This is a genomic window from Flavobacterium celericrescens (assembly GCF_011392075.1).
In the GTDB taxonomy this organism is placed as follows: Bacteria; Bacteroidota; Bacteroidia; order Flavobacteriales; family Flavobacteriaceae; genus Flavobacterium; species Flavobacterium celericrescens.
The window spans coordinates 85,440-101,285 of record NZ_JAAJBV010000008.1 but is presented as its reverse complement, the minus strand read 5'-3'; the positions used below and the strand labels follow the sequence as shown (position 1 = coordinate 101,285).

Here is a 15,846-nt window from a genome sequence, read left to right as displayed (position 1 = left end):
AGTTTATAATTCTTGTTAAAAGCTTAACGCTATCTCTTACAAATTTAATCAATTAAAACGAAAAAACCCATAAACGAAACTGCAATTATTTAGTCTCATTTATGGGTTAATTCTCAAAAAAAAATGTTGGATTATTTTCCTTCTAAATTTTTCATCTCTTTCTCTAACATATCATAAAACTGATCAATTTTTGGCATGATTATGATACGTGTTCTTCTATTTTTTGCTCTATTTGTTGGTGTATTATTTTCAACTAATGGAATATATGAACTTCTACCAGCAGGAATTAATTGTTTAGGATTAACACCTAAATCTTTTTGTAAAACCCTTACAATAGAAGTAGCTCTTTTTACCGATAAATCCCAGTTGTCTAATAATACTGCATTTTTGATAGGCACATCATCGGTATGTCCTTCAACCATACATTCAAAATCTGGTTTGCTATTGATTACTTTAGCAACTTTAGCTAAAACACCTTTAGCTCTGTCGCTTACTTCATAACTTCCAGATTTGAATAATAAATTATCAGCAATTGAAATCATAACAACTCCTTTTTCAACATTGATATTAATGTCTGGGTCGTCAATTCCTACTTCGCGTTTTAAACTTGTTACTAAAGCTAAAGTTACACTATCTTTTTTAGTTAAAGCATCTTGCAAGCGGTTGATTTTTAAATCTTTCTCTTTTAAACTTTCTAACGATTTTTCAAGATTTTCTGCTCCTTTAGTAGTTAAAACAGTTAACTCTTTCGAACTATTGATTAAATCAGAGTTATTTTTCTTTAAATATTCAACTTGACTACTTAAGGCATCTTTTTCAGTTAAACAAGTGTTTAATTTGATGGTTGCTGTGTTTAATAAATCTTGAATTTCCTTGTTTTTAGCTTCTAATTCTGTGAATTTCTTTTTTGAAACACACGATGTAAACGACATAGAAACTAAAGTGATGATTAACATTACTTTTTTCATGAGATAATAATTTTTTACAAATTTAAAAAGGAAGTTTAAGTACACGAAATTTTTATACATAAACTATTGTTAAAACAAATCAGCAAACACCTTGCCATTCTTGACAAAATAGCGATAAACGATACTGTTTATTTTAAAATAATTATTTCTCTGTAGGGGTGTTCTTTTTTTATAAAATTGATTCACAAGTAAATAAAATGCAAAATGGGCTTTAACAATTGCCCAGCAATGTTTGAATTTTCCTTTCAAAATAAATTGAATACCTGCTAAACCATCTAAACACAAACGTATAAAAATAATAGGGATTAATTGTTTTTTTGGTAAATTCTTTGTCAACATTAGCAAAGAGTTTCTAAAATTCAAAAATGTTTTCTTTGGATTACCTTCATTTAAAGTGGCTCCACCCACATGATAAACAATTGATTTTGAAGTGTATTTTGCTTTATAACCAAAGTTAAATGCTCGCCAACACAAATCAATTTCTTCCTGATGCGCAAAAAAAGTATCGTCAAAACCATTTAATTTACGATACACTTCTTTTCGAATAAAGAAACAAGCTCCGGTTGCCCAAAAAATTTCTATTTCATCATCATATTGGTTTTTATCTTCTTCAATTGTGTCAAAAATTCGTCCACGACAAAAAGGGTAACCAAATTTATCAACAAATCCACCTGCAGCTCCAGCATATTCAAAATGTGTTTTACTTTTAAAATCTAAAAGTTTAGGTTGAATGATTGCTGTTTCAGGTTGGGTTTCAAAAATTTCTAAAATAGGAGCAAGCCAATTTTTAGTAACTTCAATATCGGAATTTACTAGAGCATAATATTCTTCTTCAACATATTTCAAGGCTTCGTTATAACCTTTTGCAAAACCAAAATTACCTGTATTTTGAATAATTTTAACTGATGGAAATTGGTTTTGAATCACTTCAATAGAAGCATCAGTTGAAGCGTTATCAGCTACATAAATAGAGGCTTGATCAGAATATGCTATTACCGAAGGTAAAAATTGTTCTAATAATTTAACTCCGTTCCAATTTAATATGACTACTGCTATTTTTTTCATTGATTTGAATATTCTGGCAATTCTTTCAAGAAAACATATTTCTCATTTTCAAAATCCATTTGGCAAAAATAATGATTCAAACCATTAGTTACCATTAAATATTTAGCTTTTAAAACTAAATTATAACGCGCAATTTGGTCAAACGTATTTTGTGTAATAGGAACTTCGGGTGCTTTGCATTCAATCAATAAAAATATTTCTCCATTTGGTTGAAATACAACACCATCATATCGTTTACTTAAATTATTTATTTTAATTACTTTTTCTACATTAATGTATGATTTAGGATATTTTTTATCTTGCAATAAAAACTGAACCACGTGTTGACGTACCCATTCCTCAGGTGTAAGAAGAATAAATTTTTTTCTAATTTCATCGAAGATAGCTACTTTATTTTCGCTATTTTTGAACCGAAACGAATAAACTGGAAAGTTTAACTTTTGCATGAAGCAAAAATAGTTATTTTATACTAACTGCCAACTGCCACTGAATACATATAAAGAATGGATGAAGTAATTCAAATTACAAAAGATATCAAAGCCGGGAATTTTAAACCTATTTATTTTTTCATGGGGGAAGAGCCTTATTATATTGATAAATTAACAGATTTTATTGATGATAATGTGCTTTCTGAAGACGAGAAAGGTTTTAATCAGATGACAATTTATGGGAGAGATACCACAATTGAAGAAGTTGTTTCTCATGCCAAACGTTATCCAATGATGGCTGATAGACAAGTGGTTATTGTTAAAGAAGCACAAGAATTATCAAGAAATATTGATAAATTAGAAGCTTATGCTGAAAATCCGCAACCAACAACAATATTAGTTTTTGCATACAAATATAAAACACTTGATAAACGAAAAAAGATCACAAAACTATTAGATAAAGTTGGTGTTGTATATGAAAGTAAGAAGTTATATGAAAATCAAGTAGGGGATTGGATTAAAAGAGTTTTATCAGGGCAAGGTTATAGTATTGAACCAAAAGCTGCTGCTATATTAGTTGAGTTTTTAGGCACTGATTTATCAAAAATTAGTAATGAATTGGATAAACTTAAAATAATTTTACCAAAAGGACATACGTTTACTCCTAAAGATATTGAAGAAAACATAGGTTTTAGTAAAGATTATAATAATTTCGAATTAAGAAAGGCAATTGGTGAAAAAAATCAAGTTAAAGCCTACCAAATCATAGATTATTTCGCTCAAAACCCTAAAGACAATCCATTAGTTGTAACTACTGGTTTGGTTTTTGGTTTCTTCTCTCAACTACTGCAATATCACGGATTAAAAGACAAATCACAGTTTAATGCCGCTAAAGTACTTAAGGTAAGTCCCTATTTTATTAAAGATTATGAAATAGCCTTTAAAAATTATCCTATGAAAAAAGTAAGTGCAATTGTTGCTGCTCTAAGAGATATTGATGTTAAAAGTAAAGGAGTAGGAGCTTCATCGATGAGTCAACACGATTTATTAAAAGAATTATTAATACATATATTCAATTAATTAGTTTATTTGAGTGTTGTTATTTTGAATAATTCAGTAAAAACTACACAAAACATAATTATTTGCACTAAAAATTATGATTTGTTTATTTTTTATTTAAAAAAAATATCAAAAATGTTTTTATATAATTGCTAAATTAGTATATTTATGCAAAATTTATATATATGGAGATTTTAGCCTGTCCAAAATGCCAAAGCGATACAATCGTAAAAAGTGGTGTAATCAAAGACAAACAAAGGTATTTGTGCAAATCATGCAATTATTATTTCACAGTAAACAAACTGGGGAAAAAGATAGATGATTACTATGTTACAAAAGCATTACAATTATATTTAGAAGGACTTAGTTTTAGAGAAATAGAGCGTATTTTAGGGGTTTCACACGTATCCATTAGTAATTGGGTAAAAGAATTTAAGATAAAAAAACCACCGCATCCAAATTATCATCCTACTTATAAAATTTTCAACCACTTAGAGTTAGTTGAATTTCTCAAACACAAAGAAAAATTATCTGGAGCAGGTATGATTATTACAGAACTTGGCGATAAATTTATGCTTATAAAATGGGAACGTTTTAAAGATTAGCTATAGTATTTTACATTAATATATATTATAATTTTTTTCATTAACAAAATTTTAGAATTTGGTCAAACAAAAATAGAATTACTAACCAAATTTTAAATTTATGAAAAGAGTATTAATTGCATCGTTTGCTGCTTTATCCTTCTCTGGATATTCACAAACAGCACCAACAGCTGCCCCTGCAGAAAAAGAATGGGACGTAAGTCTTTATGGTTTTGTTAGAACCGATTATATTTGGGACACTAGAAAATCAGTACAAGTTAGAGAATACAATTTAAACCTGTATCCTTTAGATGAATCTTTAGATGCAAATGGAGATGACATTAATGATGCTGGTGCATCAAACTTTTTATCTGTTGTTTCTAGATTAGGAGTTAAAGCTAAAGGACCAAATGTTTGGGGAGCAAAGACTTCAGGAACATTAGAAGGTGATTTCTTTGGAAATACTGAAGGAACTGTTGGTCAATTTAGATTAAGACATGCTTTTGCAAGTTTAGAATGGTCAAAAACAACTGTTACAATGGGACAAACTTGGTATCCAACGTTTATTCCAGAAGTTTTTCCTGGTGTAGCTAATTTTAGCACAGGAATTATGTTTAACCCATTTGGTTGGGCTTCTCAAGTTAGAGTAAAACATAATTTATCAAAAAGTATCTCATTTGCTTTAACAGCATACAAAGAAAGAGAGTTTACAACAGCAACAGCAACAGGAGGAACTCAAAACTCTGCATCAATTAATTCTTCAATTCCTACTTTTCATGGACAATTTCAATTTAAAAATAAAAATTGGATTGCTGGTTTAGGAGCTGAATTCAAATCATTACAACCATTAACAGTTTCTAATGGATTAGTATCTGATGAAAAAGTAAATAGCACTTCATTTGTTGGATATTTCAAATACAATAACGATAAATTTCATATTAAAGCATACGGAATTACAGGTGAAAACATGTATAATCTAGTAATGCTTGGTGGTTTTGCAGGATATACTGTTCCTGGTGAAGTTGAAAAATATGAAGCTACTAAAACAACTTCATTTTGGTTAGACGTAGCAAGTAACGGCGCAAAAGTAGCTCCTGGTTTCTTCTTTGGATATACTAAAAATGACGGTACTGGTAAAGATGGAGCAACTGCATTATATATGAGAGGTGTTTCTGGAACAAGAGGGGTTGATAATGTATGGAGAACATCTGCAAGAGTAGATTTCAAACAAAACAAATTTAGAATCACACCTGAATTAGAGTACACAGCTGCTACTTGGGGTGACTTAAAATCTGATGCTTCAATAAGTGGAAATACTAAAGATGTTGGAAACTTTAGAGCGATGATTTCTTGTGTATATGCTTTCTAATTAAAAACAAAAACTAAATAATTATAAATATGAGTGATAAAAAAACAACGGGAATCTGGAAGGTAATTTCAGCTTCTTCAATGGGAACAATGATTGAGTGGTATGACTTCTACATCTTCGGAAGTTTAGCAGTAGTATTATCAACTAAATTTTTTCCATCAGATAATCCTACAGCAGCATTCTTATCTACATTAGCAACATTTGCTGCTGGTTTCGTAGTTCGTCCGTTTGGAGCTTTATTCTTTGGAAGATTAGGAGACTTAATTGGTAGAAAATATACATTCATGGTAACTTTGATGTTAATGGGTGGTGCTACATTTGTAATTGGTTGTATTCCTAGTTATGAAACTATTGGTTATGCAGCTCCAATCTTAGTTTTAATTTTACGTTTATTACAAGGTTTAGCACTTGGAGGAGAATATGGTGGTGCAGCTACTTATGTTGCAGAACACGCTCCTAAAAACGAAAAAGGATATTGGACTTCTTGGATTCAAACTACTGCAACTGTAGGTTTATTCATTTCATTAATGGTAATTTTAATTACTAAAGGATTAATGTCTAAAGAAGCGTTTGAAGATTGGGGATGGAGAGTACCGTTTTGGGTTTCAATTTTAATGGTATTTATTTCTTATATGATTCGTAAAAACATGCATGAATCTCCAGTATTTGCTAAAGCTAAATCGGAAGGAAAAACTTCTACTAATCCATTAAAAGAAAGTTTTGGTCACAAATACAACTTAAAATTTGTTCTTTTAGCTTTATTTGGAGCAACAATGGGACAAGGTGTTGTTTGGTATACTGGACAATTCTACGCGATGAACTTCTTAAAAACGGTACAAAGCATAGATTCATCACAAGTAGATACATTATTAGGAATTGCATTATTATTAGGAACTCCTTTCTTTGTAGTATTTGGTTGGTTGAGTGATAAAGTAGGAAGAAAAGTAATCATGATGGGAGGGATGCTATTAGCTATCTTATGCTATCGTCCAATTTACCGTATGATGTATGCTTCTACAGATTTAACTACAAAAACTGAAGTTGTTGATCAAACAAAAGTTGTTCCTTCAATCAAAGAAATTGATGCAACTAAAATGGATTCTATCTACACTACAACAAAAGCTTATACTGATGGTACTACTGTAGAAGAAATTAAAACAATTCATTTTGAAGCAGGAAAAGTAATGCTTGATGATAAAGGAAAAGACAAAATTGAGACTAAGGTTACTAAAAAAATTAACAGTAGCGACAAATGGTTCTTGGTATTAATGGTTTTCATTCAAGTAATTTTTGTAACAATGGTTTACGGACCAATTGCAGCTTTCCTTGTAGAAATGTTCCCAGTTAAGATTAGATATACATCCATGTCGTTGCCATATCACGTAGGAAATGGTATATTTGGTGGATTATTACCAGCTATTTCAACCTATTTCGTTACAACGGCTAAAGATGCTGGCGATGCAGAGTTTTATTTAGAAGGACTTTGGTATCCTATTGGAATTGCAGCAGTATGTTTCATTATTGGTATGATATACATTGATAGAAAAATTAATACACTTCACGACTAAAAAAATAAGATATGAACGCAGTAAAAAAATATTTAGGAATCGTTTGGATAGCATTAGCAATTGCAATAGCTTATTTTTCGATTGGAATTTTTGGAGGTAAATTAACTTCTGGAAAACAAGATGATTTAGTTTTTGGAATCATTATTTTCTTCATACTTTTACCAATGGTTGTAACCGGATTAACAATATTCGGATGGTATGCAGTCACTGATGAATACGAGGAAGATTAAGAATATTATTTAATTAACCTGAAAGCTCTTATTTCTATAAGGGCTTTTGGGTTTTTATTACATAAGGTTTTAAAAGTTTATGAATTAGTATTAGAGATTAAAAACTTTGTGTAAATTAGTGAAATAATCCTCAAAAATATAAGTAACACATTTGTTGTAATACATATGAAAAAAAGACATCAACAAAAATTGGTCATCGTGTCTATGATTTTACTCATAGGACTCAATCTTCCTATTGTATTACTATTCGATTCAAGCCAAAATATGTTGGGTTTTCCAGTTATTTATATTTACTTTTTTTCAATTTGGTTATTTTCAATTTTGGTTTCTTTATTAATAGTAAAACGATATAATGAATAGTATTTCGCTTTTGGTAATATTATCTGGCTATTTGGCTGTTCTTTTTTATATTGCTTATTGGGCAGAAAAAAAAGGGAACAGTAAATGGACCAATAATCCATATATCTATACTTTTTCGTTAGCTGTATATTGCACCGCTTGGACATACTATGGAAGTATTGGGGTGGCTGCAGATAGTGGCTTGAGTTATTTACCAATTTATTTAGGACCAATCATTATTGCTCCATCTTGGATTTTAATTTTAAAGAAAATTATTAGAATTTCCAGAGTCAATAAAATTTCTAGTATTGCCGATTTTATTTCTTTACGCTATGGAAATAGTAGGTTTTTAGGGGCTATTGTAACCATCATTTGTCTTACAGGAATTATTCCATATATTGCCTTACAATTAAAAGCTATTGCTGAGACTTTCCACGTAGTTACTAAAACCGAAATTCGTTCTTTTATTTTTGATGACACCACAACTTATGTGGCAATTGCACTAGCTTTATTTGCATCCTATTACGGAACACGTTATGTAGATGCTTCTGAAAAAAGAAAAGGAATCGTGACTGCTGTTGCTTTGGAAAGCGTTTTGAAATTAGTATTTTTTGTCATCATTGGTGTTTATGTAACTTTCTTTGTCTTTGATGGATTTGATGATATTTATCAAAAAGCTTCTCTTTTAGAACATTTTAAAGAAAAAAATTCAATAGGTGGCTTACCGCAAGCAATCAATTGGTTCTTACTTTGTGTATTATCCATGTTTGCTATATTTTTATTACCTAGACAATTTCAAGTGGGAGTAATTGAAAATAATCGTGAAAATCATATCAATACAGCGGTTTGGTTATTTCCTCTATACCTTTTATTGTTTAATATTTTTGTCTATCCAATTGCTTGGGGTGGAAATATTTTATTTGAAGGACAAGAAGTAAATTCTGATGCCTATTCATTATTAATTCCACAATTATTCAATAATAAAACTTTAACCGTATTAGTATTTCTTGGCGGATTTTCAGCCGCTATATCTATGATTGTTGTTTCATCTATTGGTTTATCGACCATGGTAACAAATAATATTTTAATTCCTTATAATTTATTAGGAAAATTAAAAAGTGATGAATCAATTAGCAGTAAATCTATCTTAAATAGCAGAAAAATAGGTATCTTTTCATTAATTATCCTTTCCTATTTTATTTATAGATTTTTTGGATTAGATTACAATTTGGTTTCTATCGGAATGGTTGCGTTTGTTATCATTTCACAACTTGCACCTGCATTTTTTGGAGCGCTATTTTGGAGAAGAGGGTCAAGATTAGGAGCAATTTATAGTATCATTGTTGGTTTTATTGTTTGTATATATACATTATTAGTTCCTTATGCTATTGGAATTACTAATAGCGAAAGCACTTTTATTTCGGATGGTTTCATGGGGTACGAGCTGTTAAAACCTTTTCAATTATTTGGATTAGATTATTTACAACCAGTTCCACATGCCTTATTTTGGAGTATGCTATTTAATTGTGTAACTTATTTTGCTGTTTCTGTAAGCTTTAAAGGGAATTATCGCGAACGTAATTATGCTGAAATGTTTGTTGATATCAATAAATACATCACAAATCACGAAAATGCTTTTATTTGGAAAGGAACCGCTTATCGAAATGATATTGAAAAAGTACTGATTCGTTTTTTAGGTATTGAGCGTACAAAACGTGCCATGAATATATTTAACGTGAAATATAATGTAGATATTAATCAGGAATTAGCCGATGCCCGATTGATTAAATTTTCTGAAAATCTTCTTACAGGACACATTGGAACTGCTTCAGCTCGAATATTAATTTCAAGCGTTGTAAAAGAAGAAAAAATCACATTACCAGAAGTTTTAAAAATATTAGAAGAGTCCAAAGAAAACATTATTATCAATAAAAAATTAACCGAAACATCAAACGAATTAAAAGAGATTACTGCAAAATTGCAAAATGCAAATATTTCGTTGATGGCCAAAGACAAACAAAAAGACGAATTTTTAGATACGGTAACTCACGAACTTAGAACTCCAATCACAGCAATTCGTGCTGCTAGTGAGATTTTGCATGATGATGACGAAATTCCAGACGAACTAAAAAAACAATTTTTACAAAATATTATTTCAGAATCAGATCGATTAAATCGATTAATTGATAAAATATTAGATTTAGAAAAATTTGAAACTGGAAAGCAAACTATTCATCCCGCAAAAAATAATTTAGTAGAAACCATAGAAAAATCAATAGAACCGTTACAGCAATTGATTAAAAATAAAAATATTAGCATCTACATAGAAAGTAAGAGTAAAGTAAATGCCTATTATGATGAAGATAGAATTTTTCAAGTAATTACAAATTTAGTTTCAAACGCAATTAAATTTTGCCCAGAGAATGAAGGTTTAATTACAATTCAAATAGTTGATAAAGAAAACTTTATACAAACAAGTGTAATAGACAACGGAAAAGGTATAAATTCAAATGATTTTGAAGCTATATTTGACAAATTTTATCAATCAACGAATCAAAATATTAAAAAACCTGTTGGAAGTGGATTAGGATTAGCCATTTGTAAGCAAATTATTGAACATCACAAAGGTAAAATTTGGGTAGAACCAAGTATAAAAGGAGCTTGTATCGTTTTTACGCTACCTAAAAACAAGAATACAGAAAATAGTTAATTATGAAAAAGATTTTAATAGTAGACGATGAACCAAACATAGTAATGTCGCTTGAATATACATTTAAGAAGAATAATTATGAAGTGTTTATAGCTCGAGATGGACAAGAAGCATTAGATATTTTAAAAACAAATTACCCAGATGTCATCATTTTAGATGTTATGATGCCTATGGTTGATGGTTATGCTACATTAGAGCAAATTAGAAAAGATCCTAATTTGCAACATACTAAAGTCATGTTTTTATCTGCAAAAAATAAAGAAAGTGATATTGAAAAAGGGATGTCTCTTGGAGCAGATGTTTATATGACAAAACCATTTTCTATAAAAAAAGTTGTAGAACAGGTTGAAGAATTGCTTTCGTAACAGATAAACTTAAATAAATGTAAAAAAGGAGCTGTATTTAGGTTTCTTTTTTAAACTATATCTATTTAGCAAAATTAATTCATTTAGCATTATTTTATTTTCTACATTTACTCTAGAAAATAAATCACATAAATTGAATAATACAAATGAATTATTGCGATATTTATAATAAAAGTATAAATTCTTCTGAAGAATTCTGGGCAGAGCAAGCTAAAAAATTAGAATGGTATAATCAACCTTCAACTATCTTATCCAAAGATAAAAACGATTATCCTTTATGGTTTGCAGATGGTGAACTAAACGCTTGTTACTTGGCATTGGACAAGCATATTCAAGATGGTTTTGGTGATCAAGTAGCAATCATTTATGATTCACCTGTTACACAAACTGTAAAAAAATATACATTTAGTGAAGTTAAAACGGAAGTGGCTAAATTAGCAGGAGGATTACTTTCTTTAGGGTTAGAAAAAGGAGATACTGCTGTGATCTATATGCCTATGATTCCTCAAGCTGCATTTGCAATGCTGGCTTGCGCTAGAATTGGTGTCACTCATTCCGTAGTTTTTGGAGGATTTGCGCCTCATGAATTAGCTATACGAATTGACGATTGCGAACCAAAAGCTATCATTACAGCGTCATCAGGAATTGAAATCGATAGATTAATAGCCTACAAACCTTTAGTTGATGAAGCTATTGAATTAGCCAATCACAAACCTGAAAAAGTTGTTGTTTTCAATCGAAAATTAGGAGCAAGAGTTCCATTTAAAAAATATGATGTAGATTATGACGCCCTTGTTTATGGCTCGGAAGAAGCGAATTGTATTCCTGTAAATTCCACACACCCATTATACATTTTATATACTTCTGGAACAACAGGAAAACCAAAAGGAATTGTCAGAGATACAGGAGGTTATACAACCGCACTTAAATTTTCAATGCAACATATTTATGATACTAAAGAAGGAGAGGTATTTTGGGCTGCTTCTGATGTGGGTTGGGTTGTAGGACATAGTTACATAGTATATGGTCCATTAATTAATCGAAATACTACTGTTTTATTCGAAGGAAAACCAATTCGCACACCAGATGCGAGTACTTTTTGGCGTGTAATTAATGAGCATAAAGTAAATGTTATGTTTACAGCGCCAACAGCCATTCGTGCTATCAAAAAAGAGGATCCAAATGGAGATTTTATTAAGCAGTATGATTTATCATCATTGCGTATCCAATTTTTAGCAGGAGAACGCTGTGATGTCGCTACATTAGAATGGTATCGTGAGCATATTCCAATTCCAGCCATTGACCATTGGTGGCAAACAGAATCGGGGTGGCCAATGATTGCTAACATGATGGGAGTGGAGTATTTGCCAATAAAACCTGGGTCAGCAGGGAAAGCTGTTACAGGGTATGATATCAGAATATTTGGTGAAAATGGACAAGAGTTAGGTCCAAATGAAGAAGGTTATGTTGTTATCAAATTACCATTGCCTCCTGGAACTTTATTAGACTTATGGAAAGATAACGAACGATTCAAAGCTGGTTATCTGAATAAATTCCCAGGTTATTATTTTTCAGGTGATGGAGGATTTAAAGATAGTGAGGATTATATATATATTACGGGTAGAGTAGATGATGTAATCAATGTTGCTGGACACCGTCTTTCAACTGCCGAAATGGAAGAAATTGTCGCTTCACATCATTCTGTGGCTGAGTGTGCTGTCATTGGTATTAATGATGAATTGAAAGGACAAATTCCATTAGCTTTAGTTGTTGCAAAATCTGGTGAAGATATCGAACATTTTCAATTACAACATGAAGTTGTACAATTAGTAAGAGAACAAATTGGTGCGGTTGCATCTTTAAGAGACGTTGTTTTAGTACAGCGTTTACCTAAGACACGTTCAGGAAAAATATTACGCAAAATGATGCGTAGCATTGCTGATGGAGAAAGTTTTCAAGTTCCTTCTACGATAGATGATGAAGCAATCATTGATGAAATAAGAACTGTTTTGCAACATGATAAGATTGGTTGTTTTAAATAGGGTATTTTTACATTTAGGTTTTAACTACGAAAAAACTAAGAAACACGAAGTACACTAAAGCTTTATATTTTAAGTTTGAAGTTGATTTTTGAACTAGAACTTGAATTATTAACTATATCTATTTAGCAATAAAAATCTTTTTAGATTCTATTTAATAGCTATATTTACATTAACAAACTGATAACAAAAAACTAACAATGAGTTATTACAAAATACACGATTTAGAAAACTACTTTAAAATGTATAAAAAATCGGTACGCGAACCTAGAAAATTTTGGGACCGTGTAGCTGATGAAAATTTTACTTGGTACCAAAAATGGGACAAAGTATTTGAAGTAGATATGCAAGAAGCCAACTTTAAATGGTTTTTAAATGCAAAAGTTAATATTACCAAAAACTGTATTGACAGACATTTAGCAAAAAGAGGAGATAAAACAGCTATTATTTTTGAACCTAATGATCCGAGTGAAGCAGCTCAGCACATTACATATAATGATTTATACATTAGAGTATCAAAAATGGCAAATGTTCTGCGTGACCAAGGAATAAAAAAAGGAGATAGAGTTTGCATTTATTTACCAATGATTCCTGAATTAGCTGTTGCTATTTTAGCTTGTGCAAGAATTGGCGCTATACATTCTGTTGTTTTTGCTGGTTTTTCATCTTCAGCTGTTTCTGCTCGTATTAATGATAGTGAATGTAAAATGGTAATCACATCTGATGGTAGTTATCGTGGAAACAAAGCTATTGATTTAAAAGGAATTGTAGATGAAGCATTAGAAAAATCACCTTGTGTTGAAACCGTATTAGTTGTTAAAAGAACGAATACAGAAGTAAACATGAAAGAAGGTAGAGATATTTGGTTACAACCCTTAATGGACGCAGCAGTTGGAAACAATGTTGCCGAAATTATGGATGCTGAAGATCCTTTGTTTATTTTATATACTTCGGGCTCTACAGGAAAACCAAAAGGAATGGTGCATACAACAGCTGGTTATATGGTTTACACAGCATACACTTTCAAAAACGTTTTCAATTACGAAGAGAATGATGTATATTGGTGTACTGCAGATATAGGTTGGATTACTGGACATTCTTATATATTATATGGACCACTTTTAAATGGTGCAACAACTGTGATTTTTGAAGGAGTTCCATCATATCCAGATTTTAGTCGTTTCTGGGAAGTGATTGAAAAACATAAAGTTACCCAATTCTATACAGCACCAACAGCTATTCGTGCATTAGCTAAAGAGAGTTTAGATTATGTACAAAAATTTCCATTAAGTACATTAAAAGTTATTGGTTCTGTAGGAGAGCCAATCAATGAAGAAGCTTGGCACTGGTATAACGACCATGTAGGAGGGAAGCGTTGTCCATTAGTAGATACATGGTGGCAAACTGAAACTGGAGGAATTATGATTTCACCTATTCCGTTTGTAACACCAACAAAACCAACCTATGCTTCATTACCATTACCTGGAATTCAACCCGTATTAATGGATGAATTGCGTAATGAAATTGAAGGAAATCAAGTTACTGGAGCATTGTGTATTAAATTCCCTTGGCCGTCAATGGCAAGAACTATTTGGGGAGATCATCAGCGTTATAAAGAAACTTATTTTACTGCTTTCCCCGGAAAATATTTCACAGGAGATGGTGCTTTACGTGATGAAGTTGGATACTACAGAATTACTGGTAGAGTAGATGACGTTATTATTGTTTCTGGACATAATTTAGGAACAGCACCTATAGAGGATGCTATCAACGAACACCCAGCAGTTGCAGAAAGTGCAATTGTAGGTTTCCCTCACGATATCAAAGGAAATGCGTTATACGGATTTATTATCTTGAAAGAAACAGGTGAAAGCCGTGATAGAAATAACTTAGCAAAAGAGATTAATCAATTGATTTCTGACCAAATAGGTCCTATTGCTAAATTAGATAAAATTCAATTTGTGAGTGGTTTACCAAAAACACGTTCTGGTAAAATCATGCGTAGAATATTAAGAAAGATTGCTGAAGGAGACTTCTCTAACTTTGGAGACATCTCAACTTTATTAAATCCTGAAATAGTGGACGAAATCAAAGAAGGCAAACTCTAGTTTTTTAGTTTTATTGGTTAAAAACTGCTTCAGCAATGGAGCAGTTTTTTATTTTCTGAATTTAGTAAAATAAATCCCTGCTAAAATTAAAAATGGTGTAGTGGAAGCCATTATTTTATAATTCAAACCTAGTATTCCAATAAAAAAGAAAAATAAGACCAATATTGATAATAATAAAACGGCCATATTGTTTATTTTTTTACTGAAATTACTTAAAAAAGCACCCAATAAAAGTAAAATTTGGTTAATTAAACCCAGTAAAATAATGGGATGTGTTATGTTAGTTAATAGATTTTCTGCTTTTGCAAATATTTCATATTCAACCTGATATACAAACATAGAATGGTTAGGCCATTCCAAATAACAAAACTGAAAAGCAATTAATAAACCTATATTTAATAACCGATTCATTATATATGTTGTTCTAGACTATTTTATTTTTAGAATAGTTTTCAATTTTAAAAAAAGAATGGCAATCGAAAAGGTATCATCTGCAACCGAAATTCTATCATTAACTGGAACTGAAAAATAAGTACTCATTTCTTCTAAAGCATATTTTTTATCAATTGTATCTTTTACTTTATTGAACATGATTTCAATATCAAGTGCTTCATTTTTAAGCTTTCCACAGCCTAATTTTGATAAACTAGCATTTAATAATTCGATATCTTGATATACTCTGTGCCCAATAATTGTTGCATTTCCAATGAAGTTTATTAACAATTCAATAGCTTCACTTTCAGCTTTTTTGGCTACTTTACTAACTAGTAAAAACTCATTTTGATTGATTTCTATTTCAGATTTTGTGTGGGATATATATAGTTCTAAAGCGTCTTTAACTATCATTCTATTATTCATAATAGTAACAGCCGATATTGCTAAAATAACATCTTTTGAAGTATTAAGCCCAGTAGATTCAATACTTAAAACAACATATCGATCTGATTTTTCTTTAAAGCTTGAAATATATTTTTTCCAAAACTCTGGATATTTATTGTTTAGCCACTGTAGCAT

The 15,846-nt window shown here is 30.7% G+C and carries 14 protein-coding genes; 9 read left to right on the top strand and 5 right to left on the bottom strand.

Going from position 1 to position 15,846, the window contains the following annotated elements:
- Positions 1–131: 131 nt before the first annotated feature.
- The 3 genes from G4L40_RS11060 to G4L40_RS11050 all read right to left on the bottom strand — a co-directional run bounded on the left by G4L40_RS11060 (position 132) and on the right by G4L40_RS11050 (position 2,479).
- Positions 132–968, bottom strand: coding sequence for an OmpA/MotB family protein (locus tag G4L40_RS11060; protein WP_166237262.1), 837 nt, complete (start codon positions 966–968; stop codon positions 132–134).
- A 69-nt stretch (positions 969–1,037) separates the two neighbouring features.
- The gene (locus G4L40_RS11055) at positions 1,038–2,033 is read right to left on the bottom strand and encodes a glycosyltransferase family 2 protein (RefSeq protein WP_166237261.1); all 996 of its coding nucleotides are present in this window, start codon (positions 2,031–2,033) and stop codon (positions 1,038–1,040) included.
- The gene (locus tag G4L40_RS11050; protein WP_166237260.1) at positions 2,030–2,479 is read right to left on the bottom strand and encodes a type I restriction enzyme HsdR N-terminal domain-containing protein; all 450 of its coding nucleotides are present in this window, start codon (positions 2,477–2,479) and stop codon (positions 2,030–2,032) included. Before G4L40_RS11050 ends, G4L40_RS11055 begins: the two co-directional genes overlap by 4 nt.
- Positions 2,480–2,536: 57 nt before the next feature.
- Here G4L40_RS11050 and holA point away from each other — a divergent pair, with 57 nt between their 5' ends.
- From holA to acs, 9 genes are all read left to right on the top strand, one after another.
- Complete coding sequence (gene holA, locus G4L40_RS11045; protein ID WP_166237259.1) at positions 2,537–3,541, top strand: DNA polymerase III subunit delta; 1,005 nt, start codon at positions 2,537–2,539, stop codon at positions 3,539–3,541.
- A gap of 164 nt (positions 3,542–3,705) precedes the next feature.
- Positions 3,706–4,125 (top strand): IS1 family transposase, encoded by a 420-nt coding sequence (locus G4L40_RS11040; RefSeq protein ID WP_166237258.1) that lies wholly within the window; start codon positions 3,706–3,708, stop codon positions 4,123–4,125.
- Between the two features lie 100 nt (positions 4,126–4,225).
- The gene (locus tag G4L40_RS11035; RefSeq protein WP_166237257.1) at positions 4,226–5,473 is read left to right on the top strand and encodes a hypothetical protein; all 1,248 of its coding nucleotides are present in this window, start codon (positions 4,226–4,228) and stop codon (positions 5,471–5,473) included.
- A 29-nt stretch (positions 5,474–5,502) separates the two neighbouring features.
- Positions 5,503–7,041: an MFS transporter gene (locus tag G4L40_RS11030; protein WP_166237256.1), complete on the top strand. Its 1,539-nt coding sequence runs from the start codon at positions 5,503–5,505 to the stop codon at positions 7,039–7,041.
- Positions 7,042–7,052: 11 nt separating this feature from the next.
- Positions 7,053–7,271, top strand: coding sequence for a DUF6814 family protein (locus tag G4L40_RS11025; protein ID WP_166237255.1), 219 nt, complete (start codon positions 7,053–7,055; stop codon positions 7,269–7,271).
- 352 nt (positions 7,272–7,623) lie between these two features.
- Positions 7,624–10,320: an ATP-binding protein gene (locus G4L40_RS11020; RefSeq protein ID WP_166237254.1), complete on the top strand. Its 2,697-nt coding sequence runs from the start codon at positions 7,624–7,626 to the stop codon at positions 10,318–10,320.
- A gap of 2 nt (positions 10,321–10,322) precedes the next feature.
- Positions 10,323–10,685 carry a response regulator transcription factor gene (locus tag G4L40_RS11015; protein ID WP_166237253.1) on the top strand — a complete coding sequence of 121 codons (363 nt, stop codon included), beginning with the start codon at positions 10,323–10,325 and terminating at the stop codon, positions 10,683–10,685.
- A gap of 146 nt (positions 10,686–10,831) precedes the next feature.
- Complete coding sequence (locus G4L40_RS11010; protein WP_166237252.1) at positions 10,832–12,727, top strand: acetate--CoA ligase; 1,896 nt, start codon at positions 10,832–10,834, stop codon at positions 12,725–12,727.
- Between the two features lie 197 nt (positions 12,728–12,924).
- The gene (acs, locus tag G4L40_RS11005) at positions 12,925–14,832 is read left to right on the top strand and encodes an acetate--CoA ligase (RefSeq protein ID WP_166237251.1); all 1,908 of its coding nucleotides are present in this window, start codon (positions 12,925–12,927) and stop codon (positions 14,830–14,832) included.
- 48 nt (positions 14,833–14,880) lie between these two features.
- Here acs and G4L40_RS11000 read toward each other — a convergent pair whose 3' ends face one another.
- Together G4L40_RS11000 and G4L40_RS10995 are read right to left on the bottom strand one after the other, a co-directional pair.
- A complete protein-coding gene (locus G4L40_RS11000; protein WP_166237250.1) occupies positions 14,881–15,243 on the bottom strand; it encodes a hypothetical protein in 363 nt (120 codons plus the stop codon).
- Positions 15,244–15,261: 18 nt separating this feature from the next.
- Complete coding sequence (locus tag G4L40_RS10995; protein WP_166237249.1) at positions 15,262–15,846, bottom strand: exonuclease domain-containing protein; 585 nt, start codon at positions 15,844–15,846, stop codon at positions 15,262–15,264.

Excerpts from the sequence above, each read along its gene's own strand:
- G4L40_RS11055 (WP_166237261.1), bottom strand. The coding sequence starts at position 2,033 with ATGAAAAAAATAGCAGTAGTCATATTAAATTGGAACGGAGTTAAATTA.
- G4L40_RS11020 (WP_166237254.1), top strand. The coding sequence starts at position 7,624 with ATGAATAGTATTTCGCTTTTGGTAATATTATCTGGCTATTTGGCTGTT.
- G4L40_RS11060 (WP_166237262.1), bottom strand. The coding sequence starts at position 968 with ATGAAAAAAGTAATGTTAATCATCACTTTAGTTTCTATGTCGTTTACA.
- G4L40_RS11030 (WP_166237256.1), top strand. The coding sequence starts at position 5,503 with ATGAGTGATAAAAAAACAACGGGAATCTGGAAGGTAATTTCAGCTTCT.
- G4L40_RS11040 (WP_166237258.1), top strand. The coding sequence starts at position 3,706 with ATGGAGATTTTAGCCTGTCCAAAATGCCAAAGCGATACAATCGTAAAA.
- G4L40_RS11025 (WP_166237255.1), top strand. The coding sequence starts at position 7,053 with ATGAACGCAGTAAAAAAATATTTAGGAATCGTTTGGATAGCATTAGCA.
- G4L40_RS11010 (WP_166237252.1), top strand. The coding sequence starts at position 10,832 with ATGAATTATTGCGATATTTATAATAAAAGTATAAATTCTTCTGAAGAA.
- G4L40_RS11000 (WP_166237250.1), bottom strand. The coding sequence starts at position 15,243 with ATGAATCGGTTATTAAATATAGGTTTATTAATTGCTTTTCAGTTTTGT.
- holA (WP_166237259.1), top strand. The coding sequence starts at position 2,537 with ATGGATGAAGTAATTCAAATTACAAAAGATATCAAAGCCGGGAATTTT.
- G4L40_RS11035 (WP_166237257.1), top strand. The coding sequence starts at position 4,226 with ATGAAAAGAGTATTAATTGCATCGTTTGCTGCTTTATCCTTCTCTGGA.
- acs (WP_166237251.1), top strand. The coding sequence starts at position 12,925 with ATGAGTTATTACAAAATACACGATTTAGAAAACTACTTTAAAATGTAT.
- G4L40_RS11050 (WP_166237260.1), bottom strand. The coding sequence starts at position 2,479 with ATGCAAAAGTTAAACTTTCCAGTTTATTCGTTTCGGTTCAAAAATAGC.
- G4L40_RS10995 (WP_166237249.1), bottom strand. The coding sequence starts at position 15,846 with ATGCTACAGTGGCTAAACAATAAATATCCAGAGTTTTGGAAAAAATAT.
- G4L40_RS11015 (WP_166237253.1), top strand. The coding sequence starts at position 10,323 with ATGAAAAAGATTTTAATAGTAGACGATGAACCAAACATAGTAATGTCG.